We start from the raw sequence: 18,364 nt of genomic DNA, 5'->3' as shown, positions 1-18,364 counted from the left end.
ATGGCGATGTTTGGAAGATTTACAGAAAGGGCTCAAAAATCCATATTGTTAGCTCAAGAAGAAGCTAAGAATTTACGCCATAACTATGTAGGAACTGAGCATATATTGCTAGGCTTGTTAGCAGAGGGAGAAGGGGTTGCGGCAGTAGCCCTTAACAATATGGGAGTTACCTTAGAAGGTGCTAGAAACGAAGTGATAAAGGCTATTGGGCAGGGAAGTTATGCTGCTGATATTATGGGATTTACCCCTAGAACTAAGAGGATATTTGAACTGAGCTTTTTAGAAGCTAGAAACTTAGGCCACAACTATGTAGGTACTGAACATATATTATTAGGATTGTTGGAAGAGGGAGAAGGGGTGGCTATAGTAGTACTAAAAAAACTAGGGGCAGACATAGACAAGTTGGAACAAAATATATTAGAGATGTTATCAGATAATCAATCAAAATCAGCACCATCCCAGGATGGCGGTAGCAACGCTACACCTAATCTAGATAAATACAGTAGAGATCTAACTCAGCTATCCATAGACGGGAAAATAGATCCAGTTATTGGAAGAACTAAAGAGATAGAAAGGGTAATCCAAGTATTAAGTAGGAGGACTAAGAACAATCCAGTGCTTATTGGGGAACCTGGTGTAGGTAAGACTGCTATTGCAGAAGGTTTAGCTCAAAAGATAGTTGAGGGTCAAGTACCAGAGATAATAAGGGATAAGCGGGTAGTAACATTGGATCTACCTGGAATGATTGCTGGGGCAAAGTATAGGGGAGAATTCGAAGAGAGATTAAAGGCTGTAATGAAGGAAATAAAGGAAGATGGAAATGTAATGCTATTTATAGACGAACTTCATACCATAGTTGGTGCTGGCGCAGCTGAAGGAGCTATAGACGCATCTAATATATTGAAACCTGTACTTGCTCGAGGAGAGCTCCAGATAATTGGAGCCACTACTATAGATGAATATAGAAAATATATTGAAAAGGACTCGGCATTGGAAAGGAGATTCCAGCCAATAATGGTAGAGGAACCCACCGTGGATGATTCTATCAAAATACTAGAAGGGCTAAGAGATAGGTATGAAGCCCATCACAGGGTGGAAATCTCCGATGAGGCTATTAAGGCAGCAGTTGAACTATCCAATAGATATATTACTGATAGATTTTTACCGGATAAAGCGATAGATTTAATAGATGAGGCTTGTTCTATGATAAGGATTAAATCCTTCGTTGCTCCAGATGGCTTGAAGGGTTTAGAAGAAAAGTTAGAGGAATTAGGTCAAGAAAAGGAAGAAGCAGTTAATACCCAAAACTATGAAAAAGCAGCTAAGATAAGGGATATGGAAAGGAATTTAAAAGAGGAGCTTCAAAGGGAAAAGGCAAGATGGGAAAAGGAGAAACAAATTTCCAATATGGTAGTGGGCTATGATGAAATTGCTCATGTAGTATCTAACTGGACAGGAGTTCCTGTAAGCAAGATGACTAGGGAAGAAAGTCAAAAACTATTAAACCTAGAGGAGATCCTTCACCAAAAGGTAATCGGTCAAGATCAAGCAGTAGAATCGGTATCCAATGCAGTTAGAAGGGCTAGGGTAGGATTAAAGGATCCTAATAAACCTGTAGGGACTTTCATATTTGTTGGACCAACAGGAGTAGGTAAGACCTACCTTGCAAAGGCATTAGCAGAGACTCTATTTGGTGATGAAGATTCAATGATAAGGATAGACATGAGTGAGTATATGGAAAAACACTCAGTATCAAGGCTTGTAGGTTCTCCACCAGGATATGTAGGATACGATGAGGGAGGACAATTAACAGAAGCAGTAAGGAGAAAACCTTACTCTGTAATTCTATTTGATGAAGTAGAAAAAGCTCATCCTGATGTGTTTAATATATTGTTACAAATACTAGACGATGGAAGATTGACGGATTCTAAGGGAAGAACTGTAGATTTTAAAAATACAGTAATAATAATGACTTCCAATGTAGGAGCTACGTCTATTAGAAAGCAGAATGTATTAGGTTTTTCCGTGGTAGAAGAGGAAGAAAAGGAAGAATATGAAAGAATGAAAGAGACCATATTGGAAGAATTAAAAAGAACCTTTAGACCGGAGTTTCTAAATAGAATCGATGAAGTTATTGTATTCCACTCTCTAAGGGAAGAAGATGTAAGAGAAATAGTTGGTATAATGATAGAAGATCTAGAAAAGAGAATGAAAAAACTAAATATCAATATAAATGTAACAGATAATACTGTAGACTATATAAGTCGCAAAGGTTTTGATCCAGTATATGGGGCTCGCCCCCTTGAAAGGACTATCACCAAGATGATAGAAGATCAATTAGCAGAAGAAATCCTAAAGGGAAAGGTTTCTAAAGACGATAATATAGTAATAGATATTAAAGAAGATAAACTGGTATTTGACAAGGAACCTATAGCTTAAGCTATAGGTTTCAGTTTACATATTGGAGGTTCTATATGAAAAAAAAGACTGTTTTTAAATGTTCTAAATGTGGGTATGAAAGCATCCGATGGATGGGACGATGTTCCGAATGTAATTCTTGGAACAGTTTTGAAGAGATAGAAATAGATCCAAAGGCCAAAACGCCTAAAGGAAAATCTCAGAACAAAAAAAGAGTATCCCCGGTGAAACTACATTCAGTAGACACAGATGCTAGTCAGAGGATAGAAACGAATATAGGGGAGTTCAATAGAGTACTTGGAGGAGGTATTGTTAAAGATTCCGTAACCATAGTAACGGCTAGGCCTGGGGCTGGTAAATCTACCTTACTACTGGAAATATCTAATGATGTGGCAAATAAAGGATATAAGGTATTGTATGCCTCAGGTGAGGAAAGTGAGACCCAAATTAGCAATAGGGCTAATAGGATATTAAAGTGGATTCCAGAACATATCTGGATATTATCTGATACTAGCATGGATAATGTGTTAGAAACTGTAGAAGAAATAGATCCAGATTTAATTATCATAGATAGTATTCAAACTTTTTCTTTAGATGAATTTGACTCAAGAGCTGGTTCTCCTATTCAGACAATAGAATGTGCCAATGCACTAGTAGATATAGCCAAGAATAAAAACAGGCCTAGAGCTGTAATAATGGTAGGACATATGACGAAGGCAAATGAAATGGCTGGTCTTAGAACCCTGGAACATTTGGTGGATACGGTTTTGTATCTAGAGGGAGAAAGTGATGAAGAATTAAGGACTTTAATGGCTACTAAAAATAGATTTGGAAGAACTGGAGAAATAGGATTGTTTTCTATGTCGGAAGAAGGGATGATTCCTATAGACAACCCCTCTGAATATTTTATAACCAAAAGAGAGTATGGTGAGCTTGTACCTGGCTCGGCCTTATCGGTAATAAAAGAAGGCTCTAGACTTATTATAGTTGAAATAGAGTCCCTAGTTTCTCACTCCTTCACCCCTTATCCTTCAAGGATTGGTGAATGCTTAAGAAGGGATCAGTTAAGTACGTTAATATCTATTCTGGAGCAGAGAGGTAATATTAGTTTATATGATAAAAATGTAGTTATTAAAGCTACCGGAGGATTAAAATTAAGTGAACAATCGGTAAACTTAGCTATTATAATGAGCATAGTATCTTCTGTCGTAAACAAAGGCATTCCAAATGATGTAGTATTTATTGCAGAGGTAGGTCTTACTGGAGAATTAAAGAAGATTCCATCTATGGAGGCTAGAATTAGGGAGTTGGATAGGATGGGATTCAAGATAGCTTATATACCAAAGGATGGATTGAAAAAAAATGTAGAATTTGAAAATATCCAAGTAATACAATTAAAGACTTTACAGGATGTAATAGATCATGTGTTTAGGGGTAGTTTTAGACAGTGATAGAAAAAATTAAAAAACATGAGATTCTTCACCTTGTGTTTAGAATGGCAAAGAAAATGTCCTTCTGCACATTAACGAAGAATCTCTTATTCGGCTAAAACTAGAGATATTGCAGGTTTATATGGCTCTTTATATTTTTTTAGTATTAGAATGTTAAATTATTCATATAATATCTTGTGAAGTAGATAAGCTTGGAGGTTATTATATGAATATGGATTTGTATGAAACATTAAAGATTGTTGCTCCTGGGACTTCCTTAAGGGCCGGCCTAGATAATATAATAAATGCAAAAACAGGGGCTTTAATAGTATTGGGAAATACTAAAGAAGTGTTGGATATCGTTCATGGAGGTTTTTATATAAACTGTGAATATACTCCTTCAAATATATATGAACTAGCAAAGATGGACGGTGCTATAATACTTAGCAGCGACTTAAAGAGAATACTATATGCTAATGCTCAACTATTACCTTGTCACCATATCGATTCAAAGGAGACGGGAACTCGACATAAAACTGCTGAAAGGGTAGCAAAGCAGACTAATACATTGGTAATATCCATTTCTAAAAAAAGGGATATTATAACCCTTTATAAATCCAATTATAAATATATATTAAAGGATATTAATGAGATATTAAATAGGACTAATCAAGCAGTACAAACCTTAGAAAGATATAAAAATGTGCTTGATCAGTATATGAATACTTTGACTATTTCAGAGTTTCAAGACTCAACAACCTTATATGATGTAGTCAAAGTTCTTCAGAAAACGGAAATGGTTTCAAGGATCGGAAAGGAAATAGATATGTATATATCAGAATTAGGAACAGAAGGAAGGCTTTTAAATATGCAGGTAAGAGAACTGATGGATGGAGTTGAGGAAGATTGCATAAACCTGGTCAAGGATTATAAAAATGGCAATAAAAAGGACTATATACCCATAATCAATAGAATAGGTAATCTAAATTCTCAGAAACTATTAGATTTAAATGAAATAGCTAATTTATTAGGCTATAATGAGGGATTGAAGACATTGGATATAAAGGTAGCACCAAAAGGCTACCGGATACTAAATAAGATTCCGAGGATTCCCCATTATGTTATTGAAAACGTCATAGAATCCTTTGGAACCTTTCAAAACATAGTAAATGCCTCTATGGATGAGATGGATCTAGTAGAAGGGGTAGGGCAGATTAGATCTGTAAGCATTGTTGAAGGGTTAAAAAGGTATAGAGATCAAATTCCGGTTGATATGAATAGGAAATCAAAGGGCTAAAAGATCCCTAGCCCTCTTTATATTAGTCCTATTTGAGGCTAAAAATGCCTAAAGCCTTGGTATTACTGTACTCCCTTAACATAGCATCGGACATATTTACATCCAATGTATTGCATAGTGCTGCTAGATAAAATAAATATGCGCCTATTTCTTCTTCTAAAATCTCTCTACATCCAGGACATAGACTACCTTCTACATGGCTTTCTAAACTGTTCTTAATCTCTTCTAGAGAATCCCTATTATAATTTTGCTTTGTGGCGTTAATCTCAATGCAACCACAGGAAGTGGCAGATTTAATTACAGCTCGATTGATTCTTGCAGTATATTCGTCTAGTTTTGTGATTATATCCAAGATGCTTTTATGTCTAATAAGCACATCATCTACTTGATTTTGAAAATCATCCATATTTAAATTTTTTTTAATACTAATAACATTTTCATTTAAGTCCATTTAGTCCACCCCTGTCAAATGATTATTGGTTATGATTTTATTATACTGATAGGGACAAGCATTTGTCAAATATTTCTAACAATATATTTTTGGAAATATTATCGCTTAAGAAATAGTTGACAAGGGAAATATGAGTATGGTAAAATATAAGCTTTACAACCTTTGCCTATTATTGTATAATATAATGGATAGTAGTATGATGGGAGGTTGTACTATGTTTAATATTGGTGACAAGGTTGTTTATCCTATGCATGGTGCTGGGGTGATTGAAGGTATTGAAGAGAAAGAAATTTTAGGAGAAAAAAGAAAGTATTATGTAATGAAGATGCCCATTGGAGAAATGAAAGTTATGATACCTGTAGACAATGTAGAAGAGATTGGTATTAGAGAGATAATTGATGACAGCGATATGGAAAGGGTATTGACTATTCTAAAAGGTGATAAGACTAAAATGCCTCAAAATTGGAACAGACGCTATAGAATAAACATGGAAAAGATAAAATCTGGGGACATATTCGAAATCGCTTCTGTTGTAAGAAATTTAATGCTAAGAGATGCAGAAAAAGGACTTTCAACAGGAGAGAGAAAAATGCTAAATAGCGCTAAACAGATGTTGATTAGTGAGATCGTGTTGGCATCCGATTATGACCAGGAAGAAACAGAAAGGCTAATCGATGAAGCAGTTAATTTTGCATGATGTAAATTAAATATTATTTTTTGGTTATATTATTTATTTTTATGGTAATAAATATACTATGGGAGGTGAACTAATGATTGACAAGATAATAAGAGGCATAATTAGTTTGATAGGCTTATTAATTGGATATGGTACAGTTGCTGGATTAAAGGCTTTGGAGATAATAAGCTTATCAAACAAAGGCTGGTTAAGTTTAGTGGTATATGCAGGTGTAAGTATAATATTTGGAATTATATTTTTCTTACTGGCCCCAAAGATGATAAAAGGTGGAAGGAAGTCCATTCAATTTTTTGAATCGGAGCTTCAAAAAGTTCCCGCTTATGAAATTGCATTGGGGTCTGTTGGGTTGATCATTGGATTGATAATTGCTTATCTATTGAGTCAACCATTTTATAATCTTGGCATTCCATATTTGGGAGTTATCATTTCTATTTTTCTTTATGCGATATTTGGATATCTTGGGATAAAGGTCCCTACCAGAAAAAAAGAGGATTTTTCCAACACTATCGGGAACCTTAAGAAAGGTAGCGGTAAAGACAAACTAAAGACCAATTGTAAGTCTTGTCCAAAGGTGTTGGATACTAGTGTTATTATAGATGGAAGAATTGCAGATATCTGTAAGACGGGATTTATTGAAGGACCTTTGGTCATACCAGAATTTGTTCTAGAAGAGTTGCAGCATATAGCTGATTCTTCTGATGCCCTTAAAAGAAATAGAGGAAGAAGGGGCTTGGATATATTAAATAAGATACAAAAGGAATTGGATATTGAGGTAATAATCCATGATAAGAAATTTAACGACGTGAAAGAGGTAGATACTAAGCTATTAAAACTTACACAGTTGTTAAAAGGAAAGATCATCACCAATGATTATAATTTAAACAAAGTAGCAGAGGTTCAGGGTATAGATGTATTGAATATTAACGAATTAGCTAATGCAGTTAAACCTGTAGTATTACCAGGAGAAGAAATGGTCGTTCAAGTGATAAAGGATGGCAAGGAATCTGGTCAAGGGTTGGCTTATTTAGACGATGGAACTATGATAGTAGTTGAAAGTGGTAAGAAACATATTGGAGAGACTATAGATGTTTTGGTAACTAGTGTGTTGCAAACTTCTGCAGGAAGGATGATCTTCGCAAAGCCAAAGACTATGGCAGATAGAGCAGTTTAGGGTCAAATCATTTGGCCCTAATATTTTTGTTTTTTTGGGGTATTATAGACATATAAAATATTTCACATTCCATTTTTATGTGCTATAATAGGTGAGAGGTGAATCAAATGTATAAGAACCAATACATTTCAGCTATAATTGCTGCAGCTGGAATGAGCAATAGAATGGGAAGCAAGATAAACAAACAGTTTATTTCCATAAATGATAAGCCTATACTTGCTCACGCTATAGAGAAGTTTGAAAGATGTAAATACGTAGATGAAATAATAGTAGTGGCTAAAGAAGATGAAATAGAATATTGTAGAAAAGAGATAGTAAGGAGATATAACTTTAACAAGGTAACTAAGATCGTCAGAGGGGGAAAAGAAAGACAGGATTCGGTATACAATGGAATTTTGGCCCTGGATGAACGATGTGATATAGTGTTATCCCATGATGGGGCAAGACCCTTTGTAAAGATGGAAAATATAGTAGATGGAATAAAGTCTGCTTCAGAACACGGAGCATGTGTAGTTGGGGTTCCCGTTAAGGATACCATAAAGGTAGTTGGAAACCATAACAATATTGACAAAACTCCTAACAGGGATTTGCTGTGGGCAGCGCAGACTCCCCAATGTTTTAAGAAACATATTATTATGGAAGGATATAGAAGAGCAATAGAGGATGGATTTGTAGGTACCGATGATGGGGCTATAGTAGAAAGATTAGGCCTAGATGTGAAAATGGTCATGGGAAGTTATGAAAATATAAAGATAACAACCCCAGAGGATTTGATTATAGCTGAATCATTGGTAAAGGATAGGGATACCATATTTAGTAGAAGAGAATTTGCATTTCAAGGTAGATAGGGTGAAAAAATTGAGAATAGGAATAGGTTATGATGTTCATAAACTAGTTAAAAATAGAAAGTTGATAATAGGAGGAGTGGACATACCATTTGAGAGAGGATTGTTAGGCCACTCCGATGCAGATGTATTAATTCATGCTATTATGGATAGTATACTAGGGGCATTGGCATTAGGGGATATAGGCAAACACTTCCCGGATACTGACGATAGATACAAAGACATTTCTAGCCTTATATTGTTAGAGAGAGTATATCAGATTATGACAGAGGCCCAATATACAGTAGGGAATATCGATAGTATTATAGTAGCTCAAAGACCGAAGATGGCTCCTTACGTTGAAGATATGAGAAGGAAAGTTTCTAATGTATTAAATATACCTGTATCGAATATGAATATAAAGGCTACTACAACGGAAAAACTAGGTTTTGAGGGCAAAGAAGAAGGCATTGCAGCTCATAGTATTTGTTTATTGCTACCTATAGAATAGGATATGAAGATATTTGACATTTTACATAGATTTTAGTATTATTAATCTAATTATTAATATATGCTATGATAGAAAACAGTAAATATTAATGGTCCAAGAGAGGAAATCATTAGGTGGAAGATTTCTGACCCCCTTGATATTGAACCCCTTCTAGAGCATTTAGGCTGAATATAGTAGGCTTAAACGTTAGTTGCGTTAAAACTTTAAGAGGGCTTATATTTTAAGCTCATTAGAGTGGTACCACGGAATTAAACCTTTCGTCTCTATTTATTGAGATGAAAGGTTTTTTATTAATCGACTTATCCCGTAAATATCATAAAAAAGATTAAAAAAGGAGGAGAAATATAATATGAGGATGTCCAAATTATATATGCCAACTTTAAGAGAGGTGCCATCGGAAGCAGAAATTCCCAGTCATAAGCTATTGCTACGAGCAGGAATGATGCGTAAATTGGTATCGGGGGTATATTCTTATCTGCCTCTTGGATATAGGGTCATCAGAAAGATTGAGGATATCGTTAGAGAGGAGATGGATAACGCAGGTTCCCAAGAATTGTTGATGTCAGCTATTCAGCCTAAGGAGCTTTGGGAAGCTAGTGGAAGATGGGAAAACTTTGGACCAGAGATGTTTAAACTAAAGGACAGAAATGTTAGGGAATTTTGCTTAGGACCAACCCATGAGGAATACTTTACATCTCTTATAAAGGATGAGGTAAAATCCTATAAACAATTGCCCTTAAATCTATATCAGATCCAAACTAAATACAGAGATGAAAAAAGGCCAAGATTTGGTTTGATAAGGGCTAGGGAATTTATTATGAAAGATGCTTATAGCTTTGACAAAGATGAAGAAGGAATGAAAAAATCCTACCAAGACATGTGGGAAGCCTATGAAAGGATATTCACTAGATTGAAGATGAAGTATAAGGTAGTGGAAGGAGATTCTGGCGCCATGGGAGGAAACCATTCCCATGAATTCATGGCTATGTCAGAAGTTGGAGAAAGTTTAGTAGCATATTGTGACAATTGTGATTATGCTGCTACCGATGAAAAAGCTACAGTGGTTTATGATGTTAAAAAGGCAGAGGAAGAGATGGGGAATATGGAGAAGGTATATACTCCTAATGCTACCACCATTGATGACTTAGTAGACTTTTTCCATATAGATAAAGGTAATTTCGGAAAGGCCCTAGTGTATAAGGTTCTTGGGGAACCAGTGGTAGCCATTATCCCAGGAGATAGGGAATTGAACGAAACCAAATTGTGCAATTATTTAAAAGCACCAGAACACGAATTGGAATTAGCAGATGAAGAAACAATAAAAAGGATTAGTGGAGCTGACAAAGGGTTTACAGGTCCAGTAGGCCTTAAGGAGGATGTAAAAGTACTAGTAGACTCAAGAATAACAAACATGAACAACATAATAGTAGGAGGAAATGAAACTGATTATCATTTAAAAAATGTAAATTACGGAAGAGATTTTACAGGGGAAGTGGTGGAGGATCTATTGCTCATAGAGGAAGGGGATATCTGTCCAAAATGTGGCAAACCCTTACTAATAGATAGAGGCATTGAAGTGGGAAACATATTCCAACTTGGTACGAAATATAGCGATAGCCTTAAGTCTACTTATCTAGACGAGAATGGTAAGGAAAAACCTATTGTTATGGGTTCCTATGGAGTAGGTGTATCTAGATCTATGTCTGCTATAGTGGAACAATATCATGATGAAAATGGTATAATATGGCCACTGATAGTAGCGCCTTATCATGTGATAATAACAGTTATAAATACAAAAAAAGAAGAACAAATAGAACTTGGAGAAAGGATATATAAGGAATTAACCCATAAGGGGATAGAGGTATTGTTAGATGATAGGAACGAAAGAGCTGGAGTCAAATTTAATGATAGAGATCTAATAGGTATACCCATAAGGATTACGGTAGGTAAAAGAGCTGCCGAAAATATTGTGGAATATTCCTTAAGAAAGGATAATGAAAGAACTGAGATTCCTGCAGATGAGATAATGAGCAATGTCATAGATGAATTTAAAAAAGAAGGAATAGGAATTTAAAATAGGGCTGGATATCCAGCCTTATTCTACTTTTATAAATAATATATAATCATAACAAACTTGTAATATTTAAATTAATAGGGTATTCTATCTAAAGAAGCTATATTTTAAATATGGGGGGAAAAGCAATGAAAAAAAGAGTCCTATCCTTAATATTAGTAGTTGTTTTTATTTTTTCGAGTATGGTCTTTGCAGATGCCGAAACCAATCAGATTGTTGTGAGTCTAGGGAAGAATTTAGATTCAGAACAGCGAAACCAAATGTTAAATCAATTTGGGGTAGATGAAAATGTAAAGATTATAGAGGTTACAAATGAGGAAGAAAGGGAATACTTAGGAAAATATATTGATGAAAAACTTCTTGGGACAAGGGCTATATCTTCTGCGTGTGTAGAAAAACTTCCGGAGGGTGAAGGAATATCTGTAGAATCAAACAATATTACTTGGGTTACCAACGATATGTATAGAAACGCTTTGGTAACAGCTGGCATAGAAGATGCCAAAGTTAAGGTGTCTAGCCCTTTCCAAGTATCCGGTACTGCTGCCTTAACAGGAGTAATCAAGGCTTTTGAAGATATTACAGGAGAAGAAATTACTGAAATGGAGAAGAAGGTAGCCAGTGAAGAAATAGCTAAGACCGCTACATTAGGAAATGAGATAGGCCAAGAGGAAGCTGAAGAGTTAATCAGTAGTATAAAAATGTATGTAATAAAAAATGACATAAAAAATAAAGGTTCTATTAAAAAAGTTACAGATGAAATGGCTGAGGAGCTAGGAATAGAGCTGACTAAGGAACAAAGGGATCAAATAGTATCCCTTATGAAGGGCATATCTAAGTTGAACTTAGATATAGATCAGATTAAAGAACAGCTGAAGGATATATCCGGTAAAATTGACAAGATCACTGAGCAAAATATAGAGATTAGATCTTTAGTGGAAAGAATATTAGATGCCATAGTCAACTTTTTTAATAAATTGTTTGGATAAAAGGGTATATTTACACTAAAAATAAACTAGTATATAATCTAGTATATGATATATAAGTAATTAAATAAGAGGAGGTTATAGGTTTGCAGAATGTTAGAGTTAGATTTGCACCAAGTCCTACAGGATATCTACATATAGGTGGCCTTAGGACGGCTTTATATAATTATCTATTTGCAAGGCATAATAAAGGTGAGTTCTTATTGAGAATCGAGGATACTGACAGGACTAGGTATGTAGAAGGAGCAATTGAAAACCTTATAGAATCCCTATACTGGGCTGGTATTGAATACGACGAAGGAGTTTTTTTAGAGGATGGAAAGATCATTCAAAAAGGTCAATATGGACCTTATATACAATCGGAGAGATTGGATATATATAGGAAATATATAGATGAGTTAGTGGAAAAAGGAGATGCTTATTACTGTTTCTGTTCCAAGGATAGATTGGATAAGGTTAGAGAAGAACAAAAAATAAAGGGTTTAATTCCTAAATACGATGGATTTTGTAGAAGCTTAAGTCTTGAAGAAGCAAAACAGAGAATAGCTAATGGTGAAGAATATGTAGTTAGATTGAAATTGCCTCATGACAAGGATATTCATTTTCACGATATGGTAAGAGGGGATATAGTCATAAATACAGAGGATATGGACGACCAAGTATTATTAAAATCTGATGGATTTCCTACTTATCATATAGCTGTAGTCATAGATGATCATCTTATGAAAATTACCCATGTAGTAAGGGGAGAAGAGTGGCTACCCTCAACGCCAAAACATGTGTATTTATATGAGGTGTTTGGATGGGATAAACCTACTTATGTCCATTTGCCTACAGTACTAAATAAGGATAGGAAGAAACTAAGCAAACGCCATGGAGATGTCTCCGTAGATGATTTTAAGGATAAGGGATATTTGCCAGAAGGATTGGTTAATTATTTAGCTTTAGTAGGTTGGAGTCCAGAAAGCAACGAGGAAATATTTGATATGGAAGGGTTAATAGAGGAGTTTTCCTTTGAAAGAGTATCTAAAACTGGAGGAATATTTGATAAAGATAAATTGGACTGGGTAAATGGCCATTATATAAGAGAATATAATTTAGAGGAATTAACGAAACTTTCCATACCTTATCTAATAGAAGCTGGCTATATAGATGATCAATTTGCAAAAGAACATTTCCATTGGTTAAAGGTCATGATGGATACAATAAGGGAGAGCTTATCAACTGTAGCGGAAGTAGTAGATAAGGTAGATATTTTCTTTGAAGATAAAGTTCAATTAGAAGATGACGAGGCTTTGGAAGTATTAAAGGGAGAACAAGTACCAACCCTTTTAAACGCAATTAAAGAAGAGGTTAACTCTTTAGATGAAATCCATGAAGAAGATGCAAAAGGTCTCATGAAAAAGATACAAAAGAGTACAGGCATAAAAGGTAAAAAACTGTTTATGCCTGTAAGAGTAGCTTTAACAGGAAATACCCATGGACCAGAATTGGCAAATATTATATATCTTCTAGGTAAACAAAACATATTGAATAGAATAGACTATGTAGAGAAACATTATTTAAAGGATTAACTTAACGTGAATTTAATATTAGGTTAAAGTTATATAAGATGTTTAATATTTACCGGTTAAGACGGGAAAAAGTAGGCTTTAACAGCTTAAAAGAGAGGAGCTTTCATAGGCTGAGAAAAGCTCTTAGGATGAGTTAAAGTTGAAGTGCGTCTCTGAACTTAGGGCCTGAAGTTTTATAGTAGGGCAATACGGGTAACGACGTTATACGTAATAGAGTGGAGGACATTCCTCAAATAGAGTGGAACCACGGATTAGCCGTCTCTTTAATTAGAGGCGGTTTTTGTCAATTGTAAGTTGGACATCGTGCATTGATTAGAGAGGGGAGGATTTAGGAATGAAACTATTCAATACTTTGACTAGAAAAAAGGAAAAATTCATACCAATTGAGGATGGAAAAGTGACTATGTATGTATGTGGTCCTACGGTATATGATTATATCCATGTAGGCAATGCAAGACCACTGGTGGTATTTGATACATTAAGAAGATATTTTATATATAAAGGTTATGATGTAAAATACGTTGTAAATTTTACCGATATAGATGATAAGATTATCAATAAAGCCAATAAAGAGAAGACCAATGCAAAGGAAATAGCAGATAAATATATTGAAGCATTTATTGAAGATGCCAAGGGATTAAATCTATATGAAGAAAAAACAGTACACCCACGGGCTACGGAATTCATACAGCCTATCATTGAATTTGTAGAGGGATTAATCGAAAAAGGTGCTGCTTACAATGTAGATGGAAATGTATACTTTGACATAAATAGTACAGAAGACTATGGTAAGTTATCTAAAAAAAATATCGATGATTTGATATCGGGAGCAAGGGTGGTAGTCAATGATGAAAAGAGAAATCCTCTAGATTTTGCTCTGTGGAAAAAGGCGAAGGAAGGAGAGCCTTGGTGGGATAGTCCATGGGGCAAAGGAAGACCAGGTTGGCATATTGAATGCTCTGTTATGGCTAAAACTCTTTTAGGGGATACTATAGACATCCATGCTGGGGGAGAAGATTTACAGTTTCCCCATCATGAAAATGAGATTGCTCAATCGGAAACATTGACGGAAAAACCTTTTGCAAATTATTGGCTTCATAATGGTATGTTGACAATAGAAGATCAAAAGATGAGCAAATCTCTGGGTAACTTCTTTACGGTTAGAGATATTCAAAAGGAATTTGATCTGGAAACACTGCGTTTCTTTTTGATATCTGCCCATTATAGAAATCCTATAAACTTTAATAGAGATGTAATGAAACAGCTAGAAAACGGTTTAGAGAGACTGTATAATGGTAAGAACAACCTAGAGTATCTTGTAGACAGGACAGAAGATAAAGCTTTAGATAGAGAGGATAGAGCTTTACTTAAACAGATAGATATATATAAGGATAATTTTACCAACAGTATGGAGGACGATTTAAACACTGCTGATGCCATAGCTAGTTTGTTTGATATGGTTAGATATGCTAATACTAATTTTAGCCAACGAACACCCAAATATGTGGTACAATATACTTATCAAGTTCTAATGGGTCTATCTAAAGTTTTAGGTATACTCTCTAAAGAGGAGAAAATTCTAGAAAATGAGATAGTGAAGCTAATAGAGAAAAGGACGCAAGCGAGAAAAGAAAAGAATTATAAATTAGCCGATGAAATAAGGGATGCACTGAAGGAAAAGGGGATCCTTCTAGAGGATACTAAAGAAGGAGTAAAATGGAAGAGGATTTAGTTACAAATGAAAAGGGGGGAAAGGTCTTGAAGGTAGAATTAATGAGATATACGCCAGACGGTGAAAGATTAATTGCTTCTGCAGCAAAACTATGTTATTCACCGGTTGGTATTAGCGATATAGAACAAAATCTTGATGATAAAACTACAGAAAACTTTTTGGAAATGCTAGTGGATCTAGGTCATGAATCTCCCATAGAGCATATAAACTTTACCTTTGGAGTAGAAGGAGTTTCCCGAACTTTAACCCACCAGCTAGTAAGACATAGAATAGCAAGTTATTCCCAACAATCTCAAAGGTACGTAAGACTAGACCAATTTGAATATATAATACCACCGTCTATTGCAAAGGATGAAGAAGCTAAGCAACTGTTCATTGAAGCTATGGAAAAGGATCAAGAATACTATAATCGTCTGACGGATATGTTGTTTAACAAATACTACTACGATTTCATAGATCGGGGTGTAGGTGAAAAGGAAGCTAGACAAAAATCAGAAAAGCAAGCAATAGAAGATGCCCGATATGTATTTCCCAATGCTTGTGAGACTAAAATCGTATTTACTATGAATGCCCGTTCCCTGTTAAACTTCTTTAGACTAAGAACCTGTAATCGAGCTCAATGGGAAATAAGGGATATGGCAATAGAGATGTTAAGGCTAGTGAAAGGAGTCTATCCTAATCTATTTAAAAATGCTGGACCAGCTTGTTTAAACGGACCTTGCCCAGAAGGTAATATGACTTGTGGAAAGATATTGGAAGTTAGAGAAAAATTCAACGATATATAACAAAAGTTAAATAGATATAGAAAGTAGGAGTTTACCATGAAGGAACAATATATAGTTGGAAGAAATCCCGTATTAGAAGTATTGAAAACGGAAAAAGAAATAGAAAAGATACTTATATTAAAGGGAGAATTAAGAGGATCTATAAAAAAGATTATAGGTATAGCAAAGGATAGAAACATAAATATACAAGAGGTAGACAAGGCTAGATTAGATCAAATATCCCAAGAAAGTGTTCACCAAGGAGTGGCTGCTCTAGTTGCTCCTTATGTGTATTCTTCCATAGATGAAATTTTACAAATAGCAAAAAAGTTAAATCAACCACCTTTCTTGCTAATACTAGATGAAATTGAAGATCCACATAATCTAGGGGCCATCCTTCGAACAGCTGAGTGTGGAGGAGTACATGGAGTTATTATTCCTAAGAGAAGATCTGCCCATGTGACAGGAGCAGTTTATAAGAGTTCTGCAGGAGCAGTAGAACACATATCTGTTGCAAAGGTAAACAATATATCTGATGCTATAGAAGAATTAAAGCGAAAGGGTCTCTGGATATATGGAGCTGATATAAGGGGAGAAGATTATTATTATGATTTAGAGTTAACAGGTCCTATAGCATTGGTAATAGGAAGTGAAGGCAAAGGAATATCTAGATTGGTTAAAGAAAAATGCGACTTTTTAGTAAAAATCCCCATGCTTGGACAAATTACTTCTTTAAACGCTTCAAATGCTGCCTCAATACTAATATATGAAGTGGTAAGACAGAACTATGGCAAGAAAAGATAAAAGCCAGAAAGAATATTTATTTGTAGACGGTTACAATATAATTAATTCTTGGAACAATTTAAGGGAGTTGAGCGATATAAGTTTAGAGGTAGCACGAGAAGAGTTAATGGATATAATGGGAGAGTATCAACACTATTCTGGGATAAAGGTAATAGTTGTATTTGACGCCCATCTAGTGAAGGGAAACAGCGGTAAGAAGGATACCATTAAAGAAGTTGAGGTAATTTATACAAAGGAAAACGAAACAGCAGACCAATATATTGAAAAGGTGTTAGATGACATTGGTAGAATGGTAAAAGTAAGGGTGGCTACCTCGGATTGGATGGAACAACAGATAATACTAGGTAGAGGTGGCACTAGAATATCTGCTAGAGAATTGGAATTAGAAATATTAAATTATAAGAGAAGGGAAAAACAGAAAAGGAGGGTAGAAAACGCAAAAAATGATCTACTTATAGGAAGATTAGACGAAGAAACATTAAAAAAGCTTAACAAATGGGGTGAAAAGAAGGAATAACTTGACTATCAGCTTATATTTATTTATAATTTAGTTAATTATGGTATTGCTTTACAAACAGAACACTGGAGGGGATATGTGGTGGGATTAGGACTATACAATGAGTTGGATATGACAATTTACAAAGATATGGTAGATGAAGATGTGGTAGAAGAGGCAAGATCCGGCGATCCCTTAGCTTTAGATTATCTTATGACGAAATATAAAAACTTTGTCAGGCTAAAGGCTAGATCTTATTTCCTAATTGGAGCAGATAGGGAAGATATTATCCAAGAGGGAATGATTGGACTTTATAAAGCTATTCGAGATTATGATAGGGACAAGCTTACCTCATTTAAAGCCTTTGCTGAACTCTGTATAACTAGGCAGATAATTACTGCAATAAAAACTGCTACTAGACAGAAGCATATACCACTAAACTCCTATATATCATTAAACAAGCCTATATACGATGAAGAATCGGATAGGACTTTATTAGATGTCATATCTGGAGCAAAGGTTACCGATCCAGAAGAGTTAATAATTAGTAGTGAGGAATTGTATTCTATGGAAAACCAAATCGTTGAACTATTAAGCGATTTAGAATGGGAAGTGCTCATGGCCTATCTAGATGGCAAATCTTACCAAGAGATAGCTGGTGAGCTGGACAGGCATGTTAAAAGCATTGATAATGCTTTACAAAGGGTTAAACGCAAGCTAGAAAGGTATTTGGAGTTAAGGGAAAATTAAATTAGCTATTGACAATAAAATATGTTGGTAGTAAAATATGTTACAGTGGATAAGATGCCCATGTAGCTCAGCAGGTAGAGCACTTGCATGGTAAGCAAGAGGTCACCGGTTCAAGTCCGGTCATGGGCTCCAAAAATAATAGCAATGATAAAGAAACACCCGGGACAGTTTCCTTGTACTAGGTTTTGTAAATTGTATATACTAAAATTCATCGTCATTTTGCAAGAATACTCCCTTCAATGAGGTAAAAGGGATGTTCAATGTCCTTTCTTTGATGATTAAAATTATTAAGGAGGAATAGAAAATGGGTAAAGCAAAATTTGAAAGAACTAAACCTCACGTAAATATAGGAACTATAGGTCACGTAGACCATGGTAAAACCACATTA

At 35.1% G+C, this 18,364-nt stretch carries 17 protein-coding genes, 1 tRNA gene and 2 other annotated features; of the genes, 17 read left to right on the top strand and 1 reads right to left on the bottom strand.

Annotated features, from left to right (window positions below):
- Positions 1 to 6 precede the first annotated feature (6 nt).
- The 3 genes from C3E88_RS10385 to disA all read left to right on the top strand — a co-directional run bounded on the left by C3E88_RS10385 (position 7) and on the right by disA (position 5,145).
- Positions 7 to 2,439: an ATP-dependent Clp protease ATP-binding subunit gene (locus C3E88_RS10385; protein WP_236910136.1), complete on the top strand. Its 2,433-nt coding sequence runs from the start codon at positions 7 to 9 to the stop codon at positions 2,437 to 2,439.
- Between the two features lie 35 nt (positions 2,440 to 2,474).
- Positions 2,475 to 3,869, top strand: coding sequence for a DNA repair protein RadA (gene radA, locus C3E88_RS10380; protein WP_236910112.1), 1,395 nt, complete (start codon positions 2,475 to 2,477; stop codon positions 3,867 to 3,869).
- Between the two features lie 205 nt (positions 3,870 to 4,074).
- Positions 4,075 to 5,145 carry a DNA integrity scanning diadenylate cyclase DisA gene (gene disA / locus C3E88_RS10375; RefSeq protein ID WP_236910111.1) on the top strand — a complete coding sequence of 357 codons (1,071 nt, stop codon included), beginning with the start codon at positions 4,075 to 4,077 and terminating at the stop codon, positions 5,143 to 5,145.
- Positions 5,146 to 5,173: 28 nt separating this feature from the next.
- Here the strand turns inward: disA and C3E88_RS10370 are convergent, their stop codons facing one another.
- Complete coding sequence (locus C3E88_RS10370; protein ID WP_236910110.1) at positions 5,174 to 5,596, bottom strand: DUF1573 domain-containing protein; 423 nt, start codon at positions 5,594 to 5,596, stop codon at positions 5,174 to 5,176.
- Positions 5,597 to 5,810: 214 nt separating this feature from the next.
- Between C3E88_RS10370 and C3E88_RS10365 the strand changes: the two genes are divergently transcribed.
- The 14 genes from C3E88_RS10365 to C3E88_RS10300 form a co-directional block, all read left to right on the top strand.
- Positions 5,811 to 6,293 carry a CarD family transcriptional regulator gene (locus C3E88_RS10365; RefSeq protein WP_236910109.1) on the top strand — a complete coding sequence of 161 codons (483 nt, stop codon included), beginning with the start codon at positions 5,811 to 5,813 and terminating at the stop codon, positions 6,291 to 6,293.
- A gap of 73 nt (positions 6,294 to 6,366) precedes the next feature.
- A complete protein-coding gene (locus C3E88_RS10360; RefSeq protein ID WP_236910108.1) occupies positions 6,367 to 7,464 on the top strand; it encodes a PIN/TRAM domain-containing protein in 1,098 nt (365 codons plus the stop codon).
- Between the two features lie 107 nt (positions 7,465 to 7,571).
- Entirely contained in the window at positions 7,572 to 8,312 is a 741-nt protein-coding gene (ispD, locus tag C3E88_RS10355) for a 2-C-methyl-D-erythritol 4-phosphate cytidylyltransferase (protein ID WP_236910107.1), read from the top strand.
- Between the two features lie 10 nt (positions 8,313 to 8,322).
- Positions 8,323 to 8,799, top strand: coding sequence for a 2-C-methyl-D-erythritol 2,4-cyclodiphosphate synthase (gene ispF, locus C3E88_RS10350; RefSeq protein WP_236910106.1), 477 nt, complete (start codon positions 8,323 to 8,325; stop codon positions 8,797 to 8,799).
- 56 nt (positions 8,800 to 8,855) lie between these two features.
- Positions 8,856 to 9,067: a binding site (T-box leader), on the top strand.
- 81 nt (positions 9,068 to 9,148) lie between these two features.
- Complete coding sequence (locus C3E88_RS10345) at positions 9,149 to 10,873, top strand: proline--tRNA ligase (RefSeq protein WP_236910105.1); 1,725 nt, start codon at positions 9,149 to 9,151, stop codon at positions 10,871 to 10,873.
- 128 nt (positions 10,874 to 11,001) lie between these two features.
- A complete protein-coding gene (locus tag C3E88_RS10340; protein WP_236910104.1) occupies positions 11,002 to 11,859 on the top strand; it encodes a DUF1002 domain-containing protein in 858 nt (285 codons plus the stop codon).
- Between the two features lie 83 nt (positions 11,860 to 11,942).
- On the top strand, positions 11,943 to 13,430 hold the full coding sequence (gene gltX, locus C3E88_RS10335) for a glutamate--tRNA ligase (protein WP_236910103.1): 1,488 nt from the start codon (positions 11,943 to 11,945) through the stop codon (positions 13,428 to 13,430).
- Positions 13,431 to 13,479: 49 nt separating this feature from the next.
- Positions 13,480 to 13,696: a binding site (T-box leader), on the top strand.
- Between the two features lie 68 nt (positions 13,697 to 13,764).
- Positions 13,765 to 15,162 carry a cysteine--tRNA ligase gene (cysS, locus tag C3E88_RS10330; RefSeq protein ID WP_236910102.1) on the top strand — a complete coding sequence of 466 codons (1,398 nt, stop codon included), beginning with the start codon at positions 13,765 to 13,767 and terminating at the stop codon, positions 15,160 to 15,162.
- Positions 15,147 to 15,947 carry an FAD-dependent thymidylate synthase gene (gene thyX, locus C3E88_RS10325; protein ID WP_236910101.1) on the top strand — a complete coding sequence of 267 codons (801 nt, stop codon included), beginning with the start codon at positions 15,147 to 15,149 and terminating at the stop codon, positions 15,945 to 15,947. The genes cysS and thyX overlap by 16 nt, the downstream gene beginning before the upstream one ends.
- 36 nt (positions 15,948 to 15,983) lie before the next feature.
- A complete protein-coding gene (gene rlmB, locus C3E88_RS10320) occupies positions 15,984 to 16,730 on the top strand; it encodes a 23S rRNA (guanosine(2251)-2'-O)-methyltransferase RlmB (protein WP_236910100.1) in 747 nt (248 codons plus the stop codon).
- Positions 16,714 to 17,247, top strand: coding sequence for an NYN domain-containing protein (locus C3E88_RS10315; protein WP_236910099.1), 534 nt, complete (start codon positions 16,714 to 16,716; stop codon positions 17,245 to 17,247). Before rlmB ends, C3E88_RS10315 begins: the two co-directional genes overlap by 17 nt.
- A gap of 111 nt (positions 17,248 to 17,358) precedes the next feature.
- Positions 17,359 to 17,976 carry an RNA polymerase sporulation sigma factor SigH gene (sigH, locus tag C3E88_RS10310; protein ID WP_236910135.1) on the top strand — a complete coding sequence of 206 codons (618 nt, stop codon included), beginning with the start codon at positions 17,359 to 17,361 and terminating at the stop codon, positions 17,974 to 17,976.
- Positions 17,977 to 18,032: 56 nt separating this feature from the next.
- A tRNA-Thr gene (locus tag C3E88_RS10305) sits at positions 18,033 to 18,108 on the top strand.
- Between the two features lie 172 nt (positions 18,109 to 18,280).
- On the top strand, positions 18,281 to 18,364 hold an 84-nt coding region (locus C3E88_RS10300), incomplete at its 3' end, for a GTP-binding protein (RefSeq protein ID WP_236910097.1).

The organism is Clostridium sp. Cult3 (assembly GCF_021655115.1).
Lineage (GTDB): Bacteria > Bacillota > Clostridia > Tissierellales > Tepidimicrobiaceae > PPXY01.
Note: the sequence above shows the minus strand (reverse complement) of the source record. Positions and strands in the feature narration are given on the sequence as shown.